This is a genomic window from Pseudomonas sp. IPO3778 (assembly GCF_013386825.1).
Classification (GTDB): Bacteria; Pseudomonadota; Gammaproteobacteria; order Pseudomonadales; family Pseudomonadaceae; genus Aquipseudomonas.
Map to the genome: position 1 here is coordinate 19,894 of NZ_JACARC010000039.1, position 17,901 is coordinate 37,794.

Here is a 17,901-nt window from a genome sequence, read left to right on the forward strand (position 1 = left end):
CCCCATTGGGGGTGGCTAAATGCTGCCAAGTATGGAACCTTTTAAAAGGTAGAGACGTCCACTCCCCTGCTACCGCACTCGTAACAGGGGCTGAAAAATCAGCAAGTTAGCCTGACGAGGCTGCGCTCATGGCTCGACCGCATACCGCGTTGCCGGTAGAGGCGAGCTGCTATTCGCGACCACATTCGCCGACAGCCAGGAATGGCATTGCCGCTCGGAAATGTGTTCGCCGACAAAAGAAAAAAGGAGTCCGCCTGTGGCTATTCGCTATGGCAAAGGGCTGATAGGAGGAGCGGTTGTCGTCGCTCTCCTGGCCCTGCTGGTCCACTGGATCGGCATCAACACGATCGAACTGTACCGCGACGATTTGTTGTTTTACCTGCAAGCTCACTTGATCCTTGTCCTTGTTTCGATGCTGGCCGCCCTGATCGTAGGGATTCCCGCCGGTATTCTGCTCAGCCGACCGAATATGGTCGGGCGCGCAGAACGCTTCATGCAGATCTTCAACATCGGCAATACCGTCCCTCCCCTGGCCGTACTGGCCATCGCCCTCGGTGTCCTTGGCATCGGCAGCGGCCCTGCGATCTTCGCGCTGTTCCTCGCCTCGTTGCTGCCCATCGTGCGCAACACCTATGAAGGCCTGAAAAACGTACAAGGCTCCCTGAAAGAAGCCGCCGTGGGCATCGGCATGACGCCGCGCCAGGTTCTGTTTCGCGTGGAACTGCCCAACGCCGTGCCGATCATCATCGGCGGTGTGCGCGTGGCCCTGGCAATCAACGTCGGTACCGCTCCCCTGGCGTTCCTGATTGGCGCCAACAGCCTGGGCAGCCTGATCTTCCCCGGCATCGCCCTGAACAATCAGCCGCAATTGCTGCTCGGCGCCGCGTGCACCGCGCTGCTGGCCTTGCTGCTCGACGGTCTGGTGACCATGGCCAGCCGCCTCTGGCTGGAACGCGGGTTGCGTCCGTCTTAAGGCTCGGCAAAGGAATTCACATGAAAAAACTGACATTGATATTGAGCTGCGTCCTGCTGTTCGCAGGGTTTGCGCAAGCCGCTGAAAAACCGGTCATCCGTATCGGCGCCCGGGTGTTCACCGAACAGACCCTGCTTGCCGAAATCACCGCCCAGTACCTGCGCACCAAGGGTTACGACACCCGCGTGACCGGCGGCCTGGGCAGCAACCTGGCGCGCAGTGCCCAGGAAAGCGGGCAGCTGGACATGCTCTGGGAATACACCGGCGTGTCGCTGGTGGCCTATAACCACGTCGACGAGAAGCTCGACAGCGAACAGACCTACGCACGGGTGAAAGAACTCGACGCGAAGAAAGGCCTGGTCTGGCTCTCCCCGTCGAAATTCAGCAACACCTACGCCCTGGCGCTGCCAGAGAACGTGGCCAAGGAATTCCCGCAGATCAACAGCATCAGCGACCTGACCAAGGCCCTCGCCGAGGACAGCAAACAGAACCGCCTGGTGGCCCTGGATACCGAATTCGCCAACCGTTCCGACGGCATGGCCGGCATGGTCAAGCTGTACGGCATGAACCTGACCCGCAAAAACACCCGGCAGATGGACGCCGGCCTGGTGTACACCGCGCTGCGTAACGGCCAGGTGTTTGCCGGTTTGGTCTACACCACCGACGGCCGCCTGAACGCCTTCAAATTGAAGCTGCTGACAGACGACAAACACTACTTCCCGGACTACACCGCAGCGCCGGTGGTGCGTCAGGTGTACCTCGACGCTCACCCGCAACTGGCGGCTGACCTTGCGCCTTTGGCGGCACTGTTCGACGATGAAACCATGCGCCAGTTGAATGCACGGGTCGACGTCGACCATGAAAGCCCGTCCACCGTGGCCGCCGATTTCCTGCGCCAACATCCAATCAACCCATAAGAGGAGAAGACATGGAATTTCTGAACGCCTTTTCCCATCTTGATTGGGCTCTCGTCCTGCACCTGACCTGGCAGCACATCACCCTGGTCGGCATTGCAGTCATCCTGGCGATCGTCGTAGGCGTGCCCCTGGGCGTGCTGATGACCCGCTTCCCGACCCTCGCCGGCCCGTTACAGGCCAGCGCCACCGTACTGCTGACCGTGCCGTCCATCGCACTGTTCGGCCTGCTGCTGCCGTTCTACTCCAAGTTCGGCCAGGGCCTGGGGCCGATGCCGGCGATTACCGCCGTGTTCCTCTACTCCCTGTTGCCCATCATGCGTAACACCTACCTCGCCCTCACCGGCGTGGAGCCAGGCATCCGCGAAGCCGCCAAAGGCATTGGCATGACCTTCGGCCAGCGCCTGCGCATGGTCGAGTTGCCGATTGCGGTGCCGGTGATCCTCGCCGGTGTGCGCACCGCCGTCGTCATGAACATTGGTGTGATGACCATCGCCGCCACCATCGGCGCCGGTGGCCTGGGTGTACTTATTCTGGCTTCCATCAGCCGCAGCGACATGTCGATGCTGATCGTTGGCGCCGTACTGGTCAGTCTCCTGGCCATCTTCGCCGACCTGCTTCTGCAATGGCTGCAACGCACGCTGACTCCAAAAGGATTACTCAAATGATCGAACTTCAAAACCTGACCAAGACCTTTCAAAGCAACGGCAAGACCATCACGGCCGTTGATTCCGTAAGCCTGACCGTCAACGAAGGCGAAATTTGCGTATTCCTCGGCCCCTCGGGCTGCGGCAAGAGCACCACGCTGAAGATGATCAACCGCCTGATCAAGCCCACGTCGGGCAAGATCCTGATCAACGGTGAAGACACCACTGACCTGGATGAAGTGACCCTGCGTCGCAACATCGGCTACGTGATCCAGCAGATCGGCCTGTTCCCGAACATGACCATCGAAGAGAACATCGTGGTGGTGCCCAAGTTGCTGGGCTGGGACAAGCAGAAATGCCACGACCGCGCCCGCGAATTGATGAGCATGATCAAGCTGGAACCCAAGCAGTACCTGCACCGCTACCCGCGTGAGCTGTCCGGTGGCCAGCAACAGCGGATCGGCGTAATCCGCGCCCTGGCGGCGGATGCACCGTTGCTGCTGATGGATGAGCCGTTCGGCGCGGTCGACCCGATCAACCGCGAGATGATCCAGAACGAGTTCTTCGAGATGCAGCGCGCGCTGAACAAGACCGTGATCATGGTCAGCCACGACATCGACGAAGCCATCAAGCTGGGGGACAAGATCGCGATCTTCCGCGCCGGCAAGCTGCTGCAGATCGATCACCCGGACACCCTGCTGGCGCACCCGGCCGATGAGTTCGTGAGCAACTTTGTGGGCCAGGACAGCACCCTCAAGCGCCTGCTGCTGGTGAAAGCCGAAGACGCGGCGGACAACGCTCCCTCGGTCAGCCCGGAGACGCCAGTGGCGGATGCCCTGGAGCAGATGGATGAGCTGGACCGTCGCTACGTGGTGGTCACCGATGCCGAGAACAAAGCCCTGGGTTATGTACGACGTCGCGACCTGCACCGTCAGACCGGTACCTGCGGCCAGTACCTGCGCGAGTTCAACGCCACGGCGGCGTATGACGAGCATTTGCGCATCCTGTTGTCGCGCATGTACGAGTTCAACCGTTCGTGGCTGCCGGTGATGGATGCGGAGCGGGTGTTCCTGGGGGAAGTGACCCAGGAGTCGATTGCCGAGTACTTGAGCTCGGGCAAGTCCCGTGGGGGCAAGACCAGCATTGTTTCGCCGGCCGAGACAGCACTGGCCTGATACCCCCTTGTGGCGAGGGAGCTTGCTCCCGTTGGGCTGCGCAGCAGCCCCATAACAGACGACTCAATAGTTTCAGGTAAACAGGGGTTGACTGATTTTGGGGCCGCTTCGCGCCCCAGCGGGAGCAAGCTCCCTCGCCACAAAAGCGCTCCCAATTCCCCTCAAATAACACTCCTGGGGGAACATCAATCCGTCATACCGGTCGGTTACATAAGTAGCTGCACGCGGTCGCACGACGAACGCGTGCAAAAACGCGACATTTTTAGTTGATCTATAGCCCCTCACGTCCTAAAGTTCGCGCCGAACGTCCATGCTGGAAACGATCCATCCGGCTCAAGTACTGACGACGAGACAGCAAGGCCAAGGGAAGCGGTTGATCCCATGGCCTTTTTGCTTTCGGCGACATGCCTTGGGAAGTAGGCGAACCAAAGTGGGGATACGGAGGACGTTCATTTGCACCCATTGATCAATCTAGTTTGCCAGTAGGAGTTCCCAGCATGTCGATCCAGGTCGAAGACTATTTCGCGCGCGCCACTTTTGACAAAATGAAGGCGTTCGCCGATACCCAGGAAACCCCGTTCGTGGTGATCGACACCGCGATGATCAGCCAGGCCTACGATGACCTGCGCGCCGGTTTCGAATTCGCCAAGGTGTATTACGCCGTCAAGGCCAACCCGGCCGTCGAGATCATCGACCTGCTCAAGGACAAGGGTTCGAGCTTCGACATCGCGTCGATCTACGAGCTGGACAAGGTCATGGACCGCGGCGTCAGCGCCGACCGTATCAGCTACGGCAACACCATCAAGAAATCCAAGGACATCCGCTACTTCTACGAGAAAGGCGTGCGCCTGTTCTCCACCGACTCCGAAGCCGACCTGCGCAACATCGCCAAGGCCGCCCCGGGTTCGAAAGTGTATGTGCGCATCCTCACCGAAGGCTCGACCACGGCTGACTGGCCGCTGTCGCGCAAGTTCGGCTGCCAGACCGACATGGCCATGGACCTGCTGATCCTCGCCCGCGACCTGGGCCTGGTGCCTTACGGCATCTCCTTCCACGTCGGCTCGCAACAGCGTGACATCAGCGTGTGGGACGCGGCGATCGCCAAGGTCAAAGTGATCTTCGAGCGCCTGAAGGAAGAAGACGGCATCCACCTCAAGCTGATCAACATGGGCGGCGGCTTCCCGGCCAACTACATCACCCGCACCAACAGCCTGGAAACCTACGCGCAAGAAATCATCCGCTTCCTCAAGGAAGACTTCGGTGACGACTTGCCGGAAATCATCCTGGAGCCGGGCCGTTCGTTGATCGCCAACGCCGGGATCCTGGTCAGTGAAGTGGTGCTGGTTGCCCGTAAATCCCGCACCGCCGTCGAGCGTTGGGTGTACACGGATGTGGGCAAATTCTCCGGCCTGATCGAAACCATGGACGAAGCCATCAAGTTCCCGATCTGGACCGAGAAGAAAGGCGAGATGGAAGAAGTGGTCATCGCCGGTCCTACCTGCGACAGCGCCGACATCATGTACGAAAACTACAAGTACGGCCTGCCGCTGAACCTGGCGATTGGTGACCGGATGTACTGGTTGTCCACCGGTGCGTACACCACCAGCTACAGCGCGGTTGAATTCAATGGCTTCCCGCCGTTGAAATCGTTCTACCTGTAAGCCCACGCCTTGATCGTTCCCACGCGCTGCGTGGGAAAGCATCCGGTGACGCTCTGCGTCACGCCGTTAGCGCGGACGCAGAGCGTCCAGGGCGGCATTTCCACGCAGAGCGTGGGAACGATCAAGTTCAATGGCATGCTCTTGATAAATCTCGGCCATCGCCCGTATCTGCGGATCATTGGCGGCAGACAACGCCTTGTGCGCCACCCGCAAGAACTTCAAATTCCCGCCCGCCAGTGCCTTGCGTAGCCATTCCAGCGCTGCTTCAACCTGGCCGCGATCCGCCAGCACCGCCGCATAACTGAACTGCCCGCGAAAATCCCCACCCTGCGCCGACCGGCGATACCACGCCACCGCCGCGTCCAGATCCCTGGGGCAAAACTGCCCTTCTTCCAGGTAACGCCCCAGCAGGTTCATCGACTTGGCATGGCCCAGTTCCGCCGCCTGTCGATAACACGCCAGCGCCCGGGTTTGATCCTCGGCCACCCCGCGCCCGGTCGCCAGCAGGTTGGCGTAGTTATACAGCCCCCAATCCAACCCGCCGTCTGCCGCCAGGCGGTATTCACGTGCCGCCGCCACCTCATCCGCCCCACAGCCCCAGCCATGCTCGAGGCAACGCCCGAGCATGTTGCGCGCCATCAACTGCCCGCCCTGGGCCGCAATCCGGAACCAGCGCACCGCCAGCGCTTCATCGCGCTCGATGCCGCGCCCTTCCAGCAGGATCTGCCCGAGCAAGGCCTGGGCATCCACCACGCCCTCCTTCGCCGCGATCAGAATCGCCTGGGCGGCGCGCACCGGGGAATCGTCGAGCAGGGTCTGCAATTGTTCAACGGTGAGGACTTCTTCACGGCGCAGTAAAAAACCCACCCTCAGACCTCAACCCAGCGGCGCAGCAGGTTGTGATAGGTGCCGGTGAGCTGGATCAGGGCCGGGTGGTCGGGCACGTCCCGGCTCAGTTGCTGGATCGCCCCGTCCATTTCGAACAGCAAGGTGCGCTGGCTGTCTTCGCGCACCAGGCTTTGGGTCCAGAAAAACGAGGCGTAGCGCGCGCCGCGGGTCACGGCGTTGACCTTGTGCAGGCTGGAGCCGGGGTACAGCACCATGTCGCCCGCCGGCAACTTGACCCGCTGCAGGCCGAAGGTGTCCTGGATCTCCAGCTCGCCGCCGTCGTAGTCGTCGGGGTCGCTGAAAAACACGGTGGAAGACAGGTCGGTGCGCACCCGTTCGTGGCTGCCCTTGGACTGGCGCACGGCGTTGTCGATATGAAAATCAAAACTGCCACCGGCGGTGTAGCAGTTGAGCAACGGAGGGAAGACCTTGTGCGGTAACGCCGCCGACATGAACAGCGGTTTTTTCCACAAGCGATCGAGGATCGCCGCGCCGATTTCCTTGGCCAGCGGGTGGCCTTCCGGCAGTTGCAGGTTGTGTTTGGCCTTGGCCGACTGGTGCCCGGCGGTGATTTTACCGTCAGCCCATTCGGTGTTTGCCAGGGCTTCGCGGATGCGCAGCACTTCCTCGCGAGAGAACAGGCCGGGAACGTGCAGCAGCATGGGGAAGTACCTGAAGGCAAAAAGTTGCCAATGATAGTGATTCTTATTGACCACGCACAACACCCCATGCATCGGATGGTCGGATTTATTGCATGTAAAAAAGAATCTTTCTCGACAACTCACGGCATAATGCGCGCCGTGAAACACCTAACCTGCTAACGAGGCCGCACGACGTGTTGAAGAAAACCCTGTTCCAGTTGCATTGGTTCTTCGGCATTACCGCCGGGCTGGTGTTGGCCTTGATGGGGATCACCGGCGCGACGGTGTCGTTCCAGGATGAAATCATCGAGTGGCTCAACCCCACGGTATTAACGGTGGAACAGCGCCCGGCCGGCGTACTGCCGCCCGCGGAGCTGGTGCACCTGCTGGAGGCCCGTGAAGGCAAAGTCGTGTCGATGCTCACGGTGCAACCCGACAGCACCAACGCTGCCAAGGTCTGGTTCACCCCGCCGCCGGGTGAACGTCGCGGCCAGATGCGCTACTTCGACCCGTACACCGGCGACTACCTGGGCGACCCCGTTGGCCAGGATTTCTTCGCCTTCGTGTTGCAACTGCACCGCTACCTGGCGATCGGCGACACCGGCCGGCAAATCACCGGCGCCTGCACCTTCATCCTGGTGTTCTTCTGCCTTTCCGGCCTGTACCTACGCTGGCCGCGCCAGGTGGCAAACTGGCGTGCGTGGCTGACCCTGGACTGGCGCAAAAAAGGCCGCAGTTTCAACTGGGACCTGCACTCGGTGTTCGGCACCTGGTGCCTGTTGTTCTATCTACTGTCGGCGCTGACCGGGCTGTTCTGGTCCTACGAATGGTACAGCGACGGCATGACCAAACTGCTGTCCGACGCCCCGCAAAACGAACGGGTACGCAAGCGCGGCCCGGCGCCGGACGGCCCCACGCCCGTGGCCAATTACGATGCGATCTGGAGCAGCATCTACAGCAACGCCGGGCCAGGCCTGAGCGGCTATAACATCCGCATGCCCGCGGTTGCCGGCCAACCGGCCACCGTCTACTACTTGCTGAAAACGTCGCCCCACAACCGCGCGCTGAACCAGATCAACCTCGACCCGGCCACCGGCGACGTCAAATCCCACGAGACCTACGCCGGCAAAAGCTTCAAGGCGCAGATCCTGACCAGCATCTATGCGTTGCACACCGGCAGCTATTTCGGCCTGGCCGGCCGGCTCATCCTGACCCTCACCGCGCTGCTCATGCCGCTGTTCTTTATCACCGGCTGGCTGTTGTACCTCGACCGTCGCCGCAAAAAGCGCCAGGTTCGCGATGCCCGCAAAGGCCTCACCGACAACCCCAGCGACGCGCCGGCCTGGCTGATCGGTTTTGCCAGCCAGAGCGGCTTTGCCGAGCAGTTGGCCTGGCAAACCGCCGGGCAATTGCAGGCCGCCGGCTTGCCGGTGAACGTGCGGTCGTTGGGCAGCGTCAGCGAAGAAGAGTTGCGCCAGTCCAGCAACGCGTTGTTTGTGGTCAGCACCTTCGGCGACGGCGAAGCGCCGGACAGCGCCCGGGGTTTTGAACGCAGCGTGCTTGGCCAGAACCTGTCCCTCAAGGGCTTGAACTATTCGGTGCTGGCCTTGGGTGACCGCCAGTATCAACACTTCTGCGGGTTTGCCCGGCGCCTGCATTTCTGGCTGACCAACCAGGGCGGCAACCCGCTGTTCGCCCCGATTGAAGTCGACAGCGGCGACACCGACGCCTTGCTGCACTGGCAACAGCAACTGGGCCAACTGACCGGCCATGCACCCTCTGCAGCCTGGGCCACCGCGACGTATGAAAACTGGACCCTGGCCCAGCGCACCCTGCTCAATCCGGACAGCAGTGGCTCCGGCGTCTACTTGCTCGGACTGACTCCGCCCGCCCCCCGGGACTGGTTGGCCGGTGACCTGGTGGAAGTGCTGCCACGCAACGGCTCATGGGCCATCGAGCACTTCCTGGAAGGCCTGGGGCTGGCCGGCAGTGAAGGTGTGGTCATCGACGGCCTGACACACACCCTCGACCAGGTGTTGGCCGGCCGCCAACTGCCGGACAATCGCGCGCATCTGGTGGGCCTGCATGCCCAGGCGCTGGTCAATGCGCTGGTGCCGCTGAGCATGCGCGAATACTCCATCGCCTCGATTGCCAGCGACGGCGTGCTGGAACTGATCGTGCGCCAGGAGCGTCACCTCGACGGCAGCGTGGGCGTGGGTTCGGGCTGGCTTACCGAACATGCACCGATGGGTTCGACCATCAGCCTGCGGCTGCGGCGCAACAGTGGTTTCCACCTGCCGAGCGAGCCGGTTCCCATGATCCTGCTGGGCAACGGCACTGGCCTGGCCGGGTTGCGCAGCCTGCTCAAGGCGCGGATTGCCGACGGTCAGCAGCGCAACTGGCTGCTGTTTGGCGAGCGCAATATCGCCCATGACTACCACTGCCAACGCGAGCTGCAAGGCTGGCTGGCCAGCGGCGACCTGGCGTTGCTGGACCTGGCGTTTTCCCGGGACCAGGCAGAGAAAATCTACGTACAGGATCGCCTGCGGGAATCAGCGGACGTGCTGCGTAAATGGGTGGCGGATGGCGCCGCGATCTACGTCTGTGGCAGTTTGCAGGGGATGGCGGCGGGTGTGGACCAAGTGCTGCACGATGTGCTGGGCAGTGAGGCGGTTGAGCGGTTGATCGAACAGGGCCGCTATCGCCGGGATGTTTACTGAGCTAACGGCGAACGCTCTAGTTGTGGCGAGGGAGCTTGCTCCCGCTGGGTTGCGAAGCAACCCCAAAACCAAGCAACCGAGGTCTTGCGGGAAGTACAGAGATGGCCTTGTTGGGGCTGCTGCGCAGCCCATCGGGAGCAAGCTCCCTCACCACAGGAAGCCCGCTCGCCTAGGGTATTCGGTTACCAGCGATACGTCGCTGAAGCCACCGCCGTACGCGGGTTGCCGAACAGGCATCGCGTGGCGTCGTAGCAACCGGAGATGTACTGGTCGTTGGTCAGGTTGGTGACATTGAGCGCCAGCTTCCACGGCCCGGTCTGGTAGTGCGCCGACGCATCGAACACCGTATACGACGGCACCTCCAACGAGTTGTCCGCCGCCCCTGGGTTGGCCCCGACATAGCGCACACCCGCGCCCACCCCGAAGTTCTTCAACACGCCATCACGCAAGGTGTAGTCCGCCCACAGCGACGCCATGTTGCGCGGGATCGGAATGAAGGTTGGCGTCTTGCCTTCGCTGACGTCGTTGGCCTTGGTGATCTTCACGTCCTGGTAGGTGTAGCTGGCGATCAGGTCCAGCTCACGGCTCAGGCTGGCCGTACCTTCCAGCTCAAACCCACGAGAACGGATCTCGCCGGTCTGCACGTTGAAATTGGGGTTCAGCGGGCTCGGCGTGGTCACGTTGCTTTGGGTGATCTGGAACACCGCCGCAGTGACCGAGGCGTTACTGTCCTTGGGGCTGAACTTGATCCCGGCTTCGTACTGCTCGGCTTCGGTGGGGTCGAAGGGCTTGCCGTTGGCATCGATCCCCGAGTTCGGCGTAAAGCCGGTGGAGTAACTGGCATACGGCGCCAGGCCATTGTCCGCCAGATACACCACGCCCACCCGGCCACTGAGGGCCTCGTCCTTTTGCTCGACGTGAGTACCGGACACATGCTCGCTGGTTTCAGAGTTGGCCCAGTCATAACGACCGCTGAGGGTCAGGCGCCAGTGATCATCCAGCTTGAGCTGGTCCTGCAAATAGAGGCCGGTCTGGTTCAGCGTCGAATTCGGACGGTAACGCGAGCTTTGCTGCGGGTCGTTGAACACCGAAGGATCGAACGGCACGAACACCGGGTCGTAGAGGTTCAACGAGGGTGCGGCGGCGGCCACGTCCCGCTCGCTGCTGTTCTGGTGCTGGTAATCCACGCCGATCAACAGCGTCTGGTCGATGCCGCCGGCGGTGAAATCGGCCTGGGCCTGGTTGTCGACCGTCCAGCGCTTGTAGGTGAAATCGTCGATCTCGGCGGCGCGGGAAATGGTGGTCAGGGAACCGGGTTCAAAACCGGTGCCGTAGATCATATTGTCGTCCAGATCCAGGCGCGAATAGCGCAGGTTCTGCCGCACTTGCCAGGTGTCGTTCAGGCGCTTGGAGAATTCGTAGCCCAGGGAAAACTGCTTCTTCTCGTACTTCTGAAAGGCCTTGTCGGCGGGGAACACGTCGCGACGGATATGCCCGTTGGGGTTGAAATTGATGGTCCCGGCGGCCGGGTAGAAACCGTCGCCGGAGTTGCTGTCGTCATACAGCCACGACGCCAACAGGGTCAGGCGCGTGTCGTCGTCCGGCTGGAAGGTCAGGGACGGTGCCAGGGACTGGCGCTTGTCCTGCCACGGCGTGTCCTGGATGTTCTGGTCACGCAGCACGCCCACCACGCGGTACGCCCACACGCCCTGCTCGTCCAGCGGCCCGGTGCTGTCGAAGCTGATTTGCTTGCGCGCGTCGGTGCCGTATTGCACTTGCACTTCATTGGCGGCCACGGCGCTCGGACGCTTGGACACCTGGTTGATCACGCCACCCGGATCGCCCTGGCCGTAGAGCACACCGGCGGGGCCGCGCAGCACTTCAACGCGCTCCAGCATGTACGGGTCGACCATCCAGCTGGCGAGGTTGGTCGTGGTCGGCAGTTGCAGGCTGTCCAGGTAAGTAGTCGGTGAAAATCCACGAATCACCGTGTACCAGTCGGAGCGGTTGTTGGCGCCGTAGCTGGAAACCCCCGGCGTATAACGCAGCGCTTCGTTCACCGACTGCACGCCCTGGGCCTCCATGCGTTCGCGGGTGATCACCGAGATCGACTGCGGGGTTTCATGGATCGGCGTGCCGGTCTTGGTGGCGCTGATGCTGCGTTGGGCGACATAGCCGTCGACTTCGCCGAAAGCTGTTTGATCGGCCTCCGGCGCGGTGATCGACAGGCTGTCGAGTTGCAATTGGCCGTCGCCCTGGGGGATCACCTGCAAGCGATAGGTCGCACCGGCCTGCACGGCTTCCAGTCCGCTGCCGGCCAATAAACGCGCGAGGGCGATGTCCAGGCTGTAGCTGCCGTCCAGGCCTTGGGTCTGCTTGCCACGGGTCAGCGCCGGGTCGAACGCCTGGGCCACGCCGGCTTGCTCAGCCAGCGTGCTCAGGGCCACGCCCAGCTCGCCGCCCGGGATGTGGAAGGCTTGCACACGACTTTGCGCGCTCGATGAGGGGGCAGCCGCAGCCGGCAGTACACTGCCGGCGAGGAAGATCGGAAACAGCGTAGCCGCAAGCGGATGCAGCCAGACAACAGGGCGGGTCATGGAGGCGATTCCTGGAAGTTGTTGGGTTTTCCCAGGCCATGACGGGTGAAAACGCTGGAGGGACAGTGAGCGCTGAATTTATTTTTCTGCCTTGACCAGCACCAGCCAGTCGGTAAAGCGTTGCAGGCGAATCGGCAGGCTGGTCTGCAACGCGTTGAGCGCAGCGTCGGTGTTGTCCAGCGGGAACGAACCGGAGACCCGCAAACCGGCCAGCGCCTGGCGGTCGTAATGCAGCACGCCACGGCGATAGCGGGCCAGTTCATCCAGCACTTCCAGCAGGGGCCGGTCATCGACTTTGAGTACGCCACGGGTCCAACTGGCCGGGTCGGCGCTGCCGATGATTTGCGGGCCTTCGACGTGATCGGCGTACAACGTCGCCTGCTGCCCGGCGGCCACCCGCGCCGGGGTGCTCGACGGTGCTGCCGGCTGGGCGGCGATGGCCGACTCAAGCACGGTGACGCGGGTCTGGCCGTCTTCACGGCGCACCAGGAAGCGCGTGCCCAAGGCAGTGACCGTGCCCTGCTCGGTGCGCACCACAAACGGTCGTTGCGGATCCTTGGCCACCTCGACCCACAGCTCGCCGCGGCGCAGGTCGATCAGGCGGCGCTGGCCGTCGAACTCGATGTCTACCGCCGAATCGCTGTTGAGCTGCAACTGGCTATGGTCTTCCAGCATCATGTTGCGGCGTTCACCCACGGCGGTGCGCTGGTCGGCCAGCCACAGCGGCGCCTGGCGCACGCCTTGCCAGGCGACACTCGCAGCGATCAACAGTACCAGCGCGGTGCCCACGCGCGCATGACGACTGGGCGCCAGCGCCCTTTCCAGGGTCCTGCGTGAACGGGACGCCGGTAAACCGTCGAAACGCCCCCACAGGATCTCGAGCCGCGACAAAGCCAGGGCATGGCCGGGGTCAGCGTCGCGCCAGGCGTCGCAGGCCTGGCGTTGGGCCTCACTGGCTTCACCGGAGTGCAGCAACGACAGCCACTGCGCAGCAGCGGCGACATCTTCGGGTGTGGGTTCGCCGGAGCTCATGGCGTTGCGTACATCAGGGTGTAGCAATGCACCATGACCTGGGCGATGTACTGCTTGATCATGCTTTTCGACACACCCAGGTGCTCAGCGATTTCGGCGTGGGTCCAGCCGTCCAGGCGGTTGAGCAGAAAGGCGCGGCGGGGCTTTTCTGCGAGGCCTTCCAGCAGGCGAGCGACCGATTCCAGCAGTTCGAGGATCTGGTGCAATTCTTCAGGGCTGATGGCGGCGGCGTCGGCGCTTTCGTGGGCGAGCACCGCCAGGTAGGCACGCTCCAGTTTGCGCCGGCGCTCGCCGTCGATCAGCAGGCGGATGGCCGTGGTAGTGAGGAAGGCCCGGGGCTCTTGCAGGCGCTCGGGTTCGGCCAGGGTCAGCAGCCGGATGAAGGTGTCCTGGGCAAGGTCCGCCGCGCGCTGGGAACAGCCGAGTTTTTTACGCAGCCAGTTGTGCAGCCAGCCGTGATGGTCGCTGTAAAGCAAGCCGAGCAGGCGGTTGCGCGGGGATTCGAGCAACGGCATCTCAGGGGTGGGGCTGCTGGAAATGGGCGGGCATGGGAGCATCCTGGAGGGGGCGAACCTACATGAATGCGAATATATTTCATTTGGTAACAAGAGTCACTAAGGTGATCCCCTTGGCAATGTCCGGCTTTAGACCGCCTCCCCTCACCCTAACCCTCTCCCCAAGGGGTGAGGGGATCGACCTAAGTGTGCGCCGATAATTTTCGACCTGAAAGATTGAGGCGATTATGGATTCAGAGCAGAGCGGTCAGGTCGTAAATTGTCGCGAATATTCCCGGTCCGGTCCCCTCTCCCCTCCGGGGAGAGGGCTAGGGTGAAGGGTGGCTCTTAAACTCACACAGGACGTGAACCATGCCCACCCGACCTTCTCCCTCCCTACGCCAATTCGCCCGGCACCTACGCCTCAACCAAACCGACTGCGAACTTATCCTCTGGCAAAAACTACGCTCCCGCCAACTCGCCGACCTCAAATTCCGCCGCCAATATCCCTACCCGCCCTATGTCCTCGACTTCTTCTGCATCGAACAAAAACTGGCCATAGAACTCGACGGCGGCCACCACTACGACGCCACCCAAACCGCCTACGACCAGCGCCGCACCCGCTACCTCAACCAACAAGGCATTCACGTGCTGCGCTTCAGCAACCTAGACATCCTGCACAACCTGGCAGGCGTCCTCGAACACATCCTGCTCACACCGGCTGCAGCTTCTGCTCAAACACCGACACCCCATCCAGGTCCCGCAAAATCACGGTCAACTCCGCCGTCTGCCCATCAATCTGCACCTCGCCAAAAAACTGGAAGCCGGCAAACGGTGAGCTGTTCTGCACGGTGGGCGCCTTCTCGAACACCACCTGCGGGCCAAAGGTTTTATCCAGCGGGTTAGGCCCGAAACTCCCGGCATTCAGCGGCCCGGCGACAAACTCCCAGAACGGCTCGAAGTCCTGAAACGCCGCCCGATCCGGATGGTAATGGTGGGCTGCGCAGTAGTGCACATCCGCCGTCAGCCACACATGATTGCGCACCTGCTGTGCCCGCAGAAACCCGAGCAATTCGGCGATCTCCAACTCGCGCCCCTGGGCCGGGCCCGGGTCACCGTTGGCGATGGCTTCCCAGCGCGGCACACCCGGGCTCACCTCCCCGTCGGGCACGCCGAGGCCGATGGGCATGTCGGCGGCAATGACTTTCCACTGGGCCTGGGAGGCCTTCAATTCGCGCTTGAGCCAGTCCAGTTGCTCACGCCCAAGGAAGGGTTTTTCGCCTCCCATATTGTCGTCGTTGGGCCCGCGATAGCTGCGCATGTCCAGCACAAACACATCCAGCAACGGGCCGTAGCCGAGCTTGCGATAGATGCGCCCGCCCTGGTCGGCGCTTTGCCGGCGCATGGGGGAATATTCCAGCCAGGCCTGGCGTGCACGGCCCACCAAGGTGTTGATGTCCCGGGTCTGGTAGCGCTCATCCAGTTGTTTGCTCGGCGACCAGTTGTTGATCACTTCATGATCGTCCCACTGCCAGATCTGCGGCACTTCGGCGTTGAAGCGGCGCACGTTTTCATCCATCAGGTTGTAGCGGTAGTTGCCGCGGTATTCATTCAGGGTTTCGGCGACTTTGCTTTTGGCGTCGGTGGTGAGGTTGCGCCAGATGCGCCCGTCTTCGGTGGCCAGTTGCGCGGGCACCGGGCCGTCGGCGTAGATGGTGTCGCCGCTGTGGATAAAAAAGTCCGGCAGGCGCAGGCGCATGGCTTCGTAGATGCGCATGCCACCGATGTCCGGGTTGATGCCGAAGCCCTGGCCAACGGTGTCGCCGCTCCATACGAAGCGGATGTCCCGGCGCTGTTGCGGCACGCTGCGCAGGTGGCCGAACCAGGGCTCGCTGGCTACGCCGGTCTGGGCGTCTTCGAAGTGCACACGGTAGAAAATCGCCTGGTCGACGGGCAGGCCGGTGAGTTCGACACGGGCGGTGAAGTCGCTGCGGCTGTCGGCCAGGGGCGAGACGAATTTGCGCGGGTTGCTGAACACGCTGCGGGTGTCCCACTCCACCACCATCCGTGCGGGGCGGTCGCTGCGGCTCCAGATGATTGCGCGGTCGCCCAGCAGGTCGCCGGACTGCACGCCGTCGGTGAGCTGCGGGCGGTCCTTGACCGAGGCGATCACCGCCGGCGCAAGGCCCGGTAACAACAGGCCGGCGCCAACGGCTTGCATCACGCGGCGGCGACCGAGGTTGAAGTGGCTCATGCAGGTTCCCTCTTGAGCAGCAAAAGGGAAACTTAAGCATGGGCGCGTGAACGGGGTGTGACACCCTCCCGGACACTGGAGATCAAATGTGGGAGCGGGCTTGCTCGCGAAGGCGGTGTGTCAGCCAGTACATGTGTGACTGACACACCGCCTTCGCGAGCAAGCCCGCTCCCACCTTTATGACCGCGTCAGACCTTGACGGGCGCGACTGTCAGCTCGGCCACTTCAGGGCGCTTGAGGAATGCATACACCACCGCCGTCAACACACTCCCCGCCACAATCGCAAACAGGTACAGCAGCGCATGGTTGATCGCATTCGGGATCAGCATCACAAACAACCCGCCATGGGGCGCCATCAGCTTGCAGCCGAAATACATCGACAGCGCACCCGTCAGCGCACCGCCGGCGATGCTGGCCGGGATCACCCGCAGCGGGTCCTTGGCGGCAAACGGAATCGCGCCTTCGGAGATAAAGCACATACCGAGGATCAGCGCGGCCTTGCCGGCTTCGCGCTCGGTCTGGGCGAACTTGCGTCGCGCCAGGAAGGTGGCGATGCCCATGCCAATCGGCGGCACCATGCCGGCGGCCATGGTCGCGGCCATCGGCGCGCCGCTCTGGGCCGCCAGCAGGCCGACGGAAAACGCGTAGGCCGCCTTGTTGATCGGCCCGCCCAGGTCGACGCACATCATGCCGCCCAGCAAGATGCCCAGCAGCACGGCGTTGGTGGTGCCCATGGTGCTCAGGAAGTCGGTCAGGCCGGTGAGCATCTGCGCCACCGGCGGGCCGACCAGATAGATCATCGCCAGGCCGGTGAACAAGCTGGCCAGCAACGGGATGATCAGGATCGGCTTGAGCGCTTCGAGGCTCTGGGGCAAACGGATCGCGCGGCTGATGAATTTGACGCAGTAACCGGCCAGGAAACCGGCGAAAATCCCGCCGATAAAACCCGCGCCCAAGGTGCTGGCCAGCAGGCCGCCGATCATGCCCGGCGCCAGGCCAGGACGGTCGGCGATCGAGTAGGCGATGTAACCCGCCAACAACGGCACCATCAGCATAAAGGCCTGGTCGCCGACGGTTTTGAGTGCGGCGGCCAGGGTGCCTTTTTCTTCAAAGGCATGAATGCCGAACACGAATGACAGGGCGATCAGCAGACCGCCTGCCACCACCATCGGCAGCATGAACGACACACCGGTGAGCAGGTGTTTGTAGACACCGGTCTTCTCCGATTTGGCCGCGGCGCCGCTGGCGGCAGACTCTTGCTTGCCTTCGGCCAGCGCCTTGTTGAGGGTCGCCTCCGATTGCTTGAGCGCGATCCCGGTGCCACAGCGGTAGATTTTCTTGCCGGCAAACCGCTCGGTGGCGACTTCGATATCCGCCGCCAGCAGTACCACGTCGGCGTCACGAATCGCCTCGGGGCTCAGCGGCGTGCGCGCGCCGACCGAACCCTGGGTTTCCACTTGCAGGTCATAGCCCAGACGCTTGGCGGTTTGTTGCAGCGCTTCGGCGGCCATGAAGGTGTGGGCAACGCCGGTCGGGCAGGCCGTGATCGCAACGATACGCGGCGTGCTTTTCGCCGGCGCCGCATCCGCTACCTGCACCTGGGCCTCTTCAGCCCCGCGACGCAGCACCGCGTCCACATCCTGCAATGCCTGAGCCGGCGTGCTACGGAATACCCGCTTGCCGACAAACCGCTGCATGTCCACCGGCGTGCTGCTGACCAGCAACACCCACTCGGCGGCTTCAATAGTGGCCGCCGACAACTGGCGTTCCGGGTGTTGCACGTCGACCACTTCGACGCTGGTGCTCCAGCCCTGGCGTTGCGCGGCGGCATCCAGCAAGCGGGCGCACAGCACACTGGTGACCATGCCATTCGGGCAGGCAGTAACAATGGCTAACTTCATGACC

At 62.6% G+C, this 17,901-nt stretch carries 13 protein-coding genes and 1 pseudogene; 7 read left to right on the forward strand and 7 right to left on the reverse strand.

The genetic code is table 11. The annotated features are described in order from the left end of the window. The first annotated feature begins 220 nt into the window (after positions 1 to 220). The 5 genes from HX855_RS20690 (at position 221) to HX855_RS20710 (ending at position 5,370) form a co-directional block, all read left to right on the forward strand. A complete protein-coding gene (locus HX855_RS20690; RefSeq protein ID WP_233092015.1) occupies positions 221 to 973 on the forward strand; it encodes an ABC transporter permease in 753 nt (250 codons plus the stop codon). Positions 974 to 993: 20 nt separating this feature from the next. Continuing rightward, complete coding sequence (locus HX855_RS20695; RefSeq protein WP_177084292.1) at positions 994 to 1,890, forward strand: glycine betaine ABC transporter substrate-binding protein; 897 nt, start codon at positions 994 to 996, stop codon at positions 1,888 to 1,890. 11 nt (positions 1,891 to 1,901) lie between these two features. Further along, entirely contained in the window at positions 1,902 to 2,555 is a 654-nt protein-coding gene (locus HX855_RS20700) for an ABC transporter permease (RefSeq protein ID WP_177084294.1), read from the forward strand. Next, entirely contained in the window at positions 2,552 to 3,709 is a 1,158-nt protein-coding gene (locus tag HX855_RS20705; RefSeq protein WP_008437274.1) for a betaine/proline/choline family ABC transporter ATP-binding protein, read from the forward strand. The genes HX855_RS20700 and HX855_RS20705 overlap by 4 nt, the downstream gene beginning before the upstream one ends. Before the next feature lie 497 nt (positions 3,710 to 4,206). Continuing rightward, positions 4,207 to 5,370 carry a type III PLP-dependent enzyme gene (locus HX855_RS20710; protein WP_177084296.1) on the forward strand — a complete coding sequence of 388 codons (1,164 nt, stop codon included), beginning with the start codon at positions 4,207 to 4,209 and terminating at the stop codon, positions 5,368 to 5,370. A gap of 66 nt (positions 5,371 to 5,436) precedes the next feature. Here HX855_RS20710 and HX855_RS20715 read toward each other — a convergent pair whose 3' ends face one another. Both HX855_RS20715 and HX855_RS20720 read right to left on the reverse strand, forming a co-directional pair. Continuing rightward, a complete protein-coding gene (locus HX855_RS20715; RefSeq protein ID WP_177084298.1) occupies positions 5,437 to 6,237 on the reverse strand; it encodes a tetratricopeptide repeat protein in 801 nt (266 codons plus the stop codon). Between the two features lie 2 nt (positions 6,238 to 6,239). Then, on the reverse strand, positions 6,240 to 6,920 hold the full coding sequence (locus HX855_RS20720) for a Fe2+-dependent dioxygenase (protein WP_177084299.1): 681 nt from the start codon (positions 6,918 to 6,920) through the stop codon (positions 6,240 to 6,242). A 173-nt stretch (positions 6,921 to 7,093) separates the two neighbouring features. Here HX855_RS20720 and HX855_RS20725 point away from each other — a divergent pair, with 173 nt between their 5' ends. Beyond that, positions 7,094 to 9,619: a sulfite reductase flavoprotein subunit alpha gene (locus HX855_RS20725; RefSeq protein ID WP_177084300.1), complete on the forward strand. Its 2,526-nt coding sequence runs from the start codon at positions 7,094 to 7,096 to the stop codon at positions 9,617 to 9,619. A gap of 182 nt (positions 9,620 to 9,801) precedes the next feature. Here the strand turns inward: HX855_RS20725 and HX855_RS20730 are convergent, their stop codons facing one another. From HX855_RS20730 to HX855_RS20740, 3 genes are all read right to left on the reverse strand, one after another. Beyond that, the gene (locus HX855_RS20730) at positions 9,802 to 12,216 is read right to left on the reverse strand and encodes a TonB-dependent siderophore receptor (protein WP_177084301.1); all 2,415 of its coding nucleotides are present in this window, start codon (positions 12,214 to 12,216) and stop codon (positions 9,802 to 9,804) included. 78 nt (positions 12,217 to 12,294) lie between these two features. Continuing rightward, a complete protein-coding gene (locus HX855_RS20735) occupies positions 12,295 to 13,248 on the reverse strand; it encodes a FecR domain-containing protein (protein WP_177084302.1) in 954 nt (317 codons plus the stop codon). After that, positions 13,245 to 13,763 (reverse strand): sigma-70 family RNA polymerase sigma factor, encoded by a 519-nt coding sequence (locus HX855_RS20740; protein WP_177084304.1) that lies wholly within the window; start codon positions 13,761 to 13,763, stop codon positions 13,245 to 13,247. The genes HX855_RS20735 and HX855_RS20740 overlap by 4 nt, the downstream gene beginning before the upstream one ends. Positions 13,764 to 14,114: 351 nt before the next feature. Between HX855_RS20740 and HX855_RS20745 the strand changes: the two are divergent. Continuing rightward, a pseudogene (locus tag HX855_RS20745) lies at positions 14,115 to 14,393 on the forward strand (endonuclease domain-containing protein); the annotation flags it as partial. A 61-nt stretch (positions 14,394 to 14,454) separates the two neighbouring features. Here HX855_RS20745 and HX855_RS20750 read toward each other — a convergent pair. Together HX855_RS20750 and HX855_RS20755 are read right to left on the reverse strand one after the other, a co-directional pair. Continuing rightward, a complete protein-coding gene (locus HX855_RS20750; RefSeq protein ID WP_177084305.1) occupies positions 14,455 to 15,996 on the reverse strand; it encodes an alkaline phosphatase in 1,542 nt (513 codons plus the stop codon). A 188-nt stretch (positions 15,997 to 16,184) separates the two neighbouring features. Then, positions 16,185 to 17,897, reverse strand: a complete 1,713-nt coding sequence (locus tag HX855_RS20755) for a PTS fructose-like transporter subunit IIB (RefSeq protein ID WP_177084308.1) — start codon at positions 17,895 to 17,897, stop codon at positions 16,185 to 16,187. Positions 17,898 to 17,901: the final 4 nt, after the last annotated feature.

Bases quoted from the DNA above. Each gene is read 5' to 3' on its own strand.
- HX855_RS20750 (WP_177084305.1), bottom strand. From the start codon at position 15,996: ATGAGCCACTTCAACCTCGGTCGCCGCCGCGTGATGCAAGCCGTTGGC.
- HX855_RS20735 (WP_177084302.1), bottom strand. From the start codon at position 13,248: ATGAGCTCCGGCGAACCCACACCCGAAGATGTCGCCGCTGCTGCGCAG.
- HX855_RS20730 (WP_177084301.1), bottom strand. From the start codon at position 12,216: ATGACCCGCCCTGTTGTCTGGCTGCATCCGCTTGCGGCTACGCTGTTT.
- HX855_RS20700 (WP_177084294.1), top strand. From the start codon at position 1,902: ATGGAATTTCTGAACGCCTTTTCCCATCTTGATTGGGCTCTCGTCCTG.
- HX855_RS20705 (WP_008437274.1), top strand. From the start codon at position 2,552: ATGATCGAACTTCAAAACCTGACCAAGACCTTTCAAAGCAACGGCAAG.
- HX855_RS20755 (WP_177084308.1), bottom strand. From the start codon at position 17,897: ATGAAGTTAGCCATTGTTACTGCCTGCCCGAATGGCATGGTCACCAGT.
- HX855_RS20740 (WP_177084304.1), bottom strand. From the start codon at position 13,763: ATGCCGTTGCTCGAATCCCCGCGCAACCGCCTGCTCGGCTTGCTTTAC.
- HX855_RS20720 (WP_177084299.1), bottom strand. From the start codon at position 6,920: ATGCTGCTGCACGTTCCCGGCCTGTTCTCTCGCGAGGAAGTGCTGCGC.
- HX855_RS20710 (WP_177084296.1), top strand. From the start codon at position 4,207: ATGTCGATCCAGGTCGAAGACTATTTCGCGCGCGCCACTTTTGACAAA.
- HX855_RS20695 (WP_177084292.1), top strand. From the start codon at position 994: ATGAAAAAACTGACATTGATATTGAGCTGCGTCCTGCTGTTCGCAGGG.
- HX855_RS20690 (WP_233092015.1), top strand. From the start codon at position 221: ATGTGTTCGCCGACAAAAGAAAAAAGGAGTCCGCCTGTGGCTATTCGC.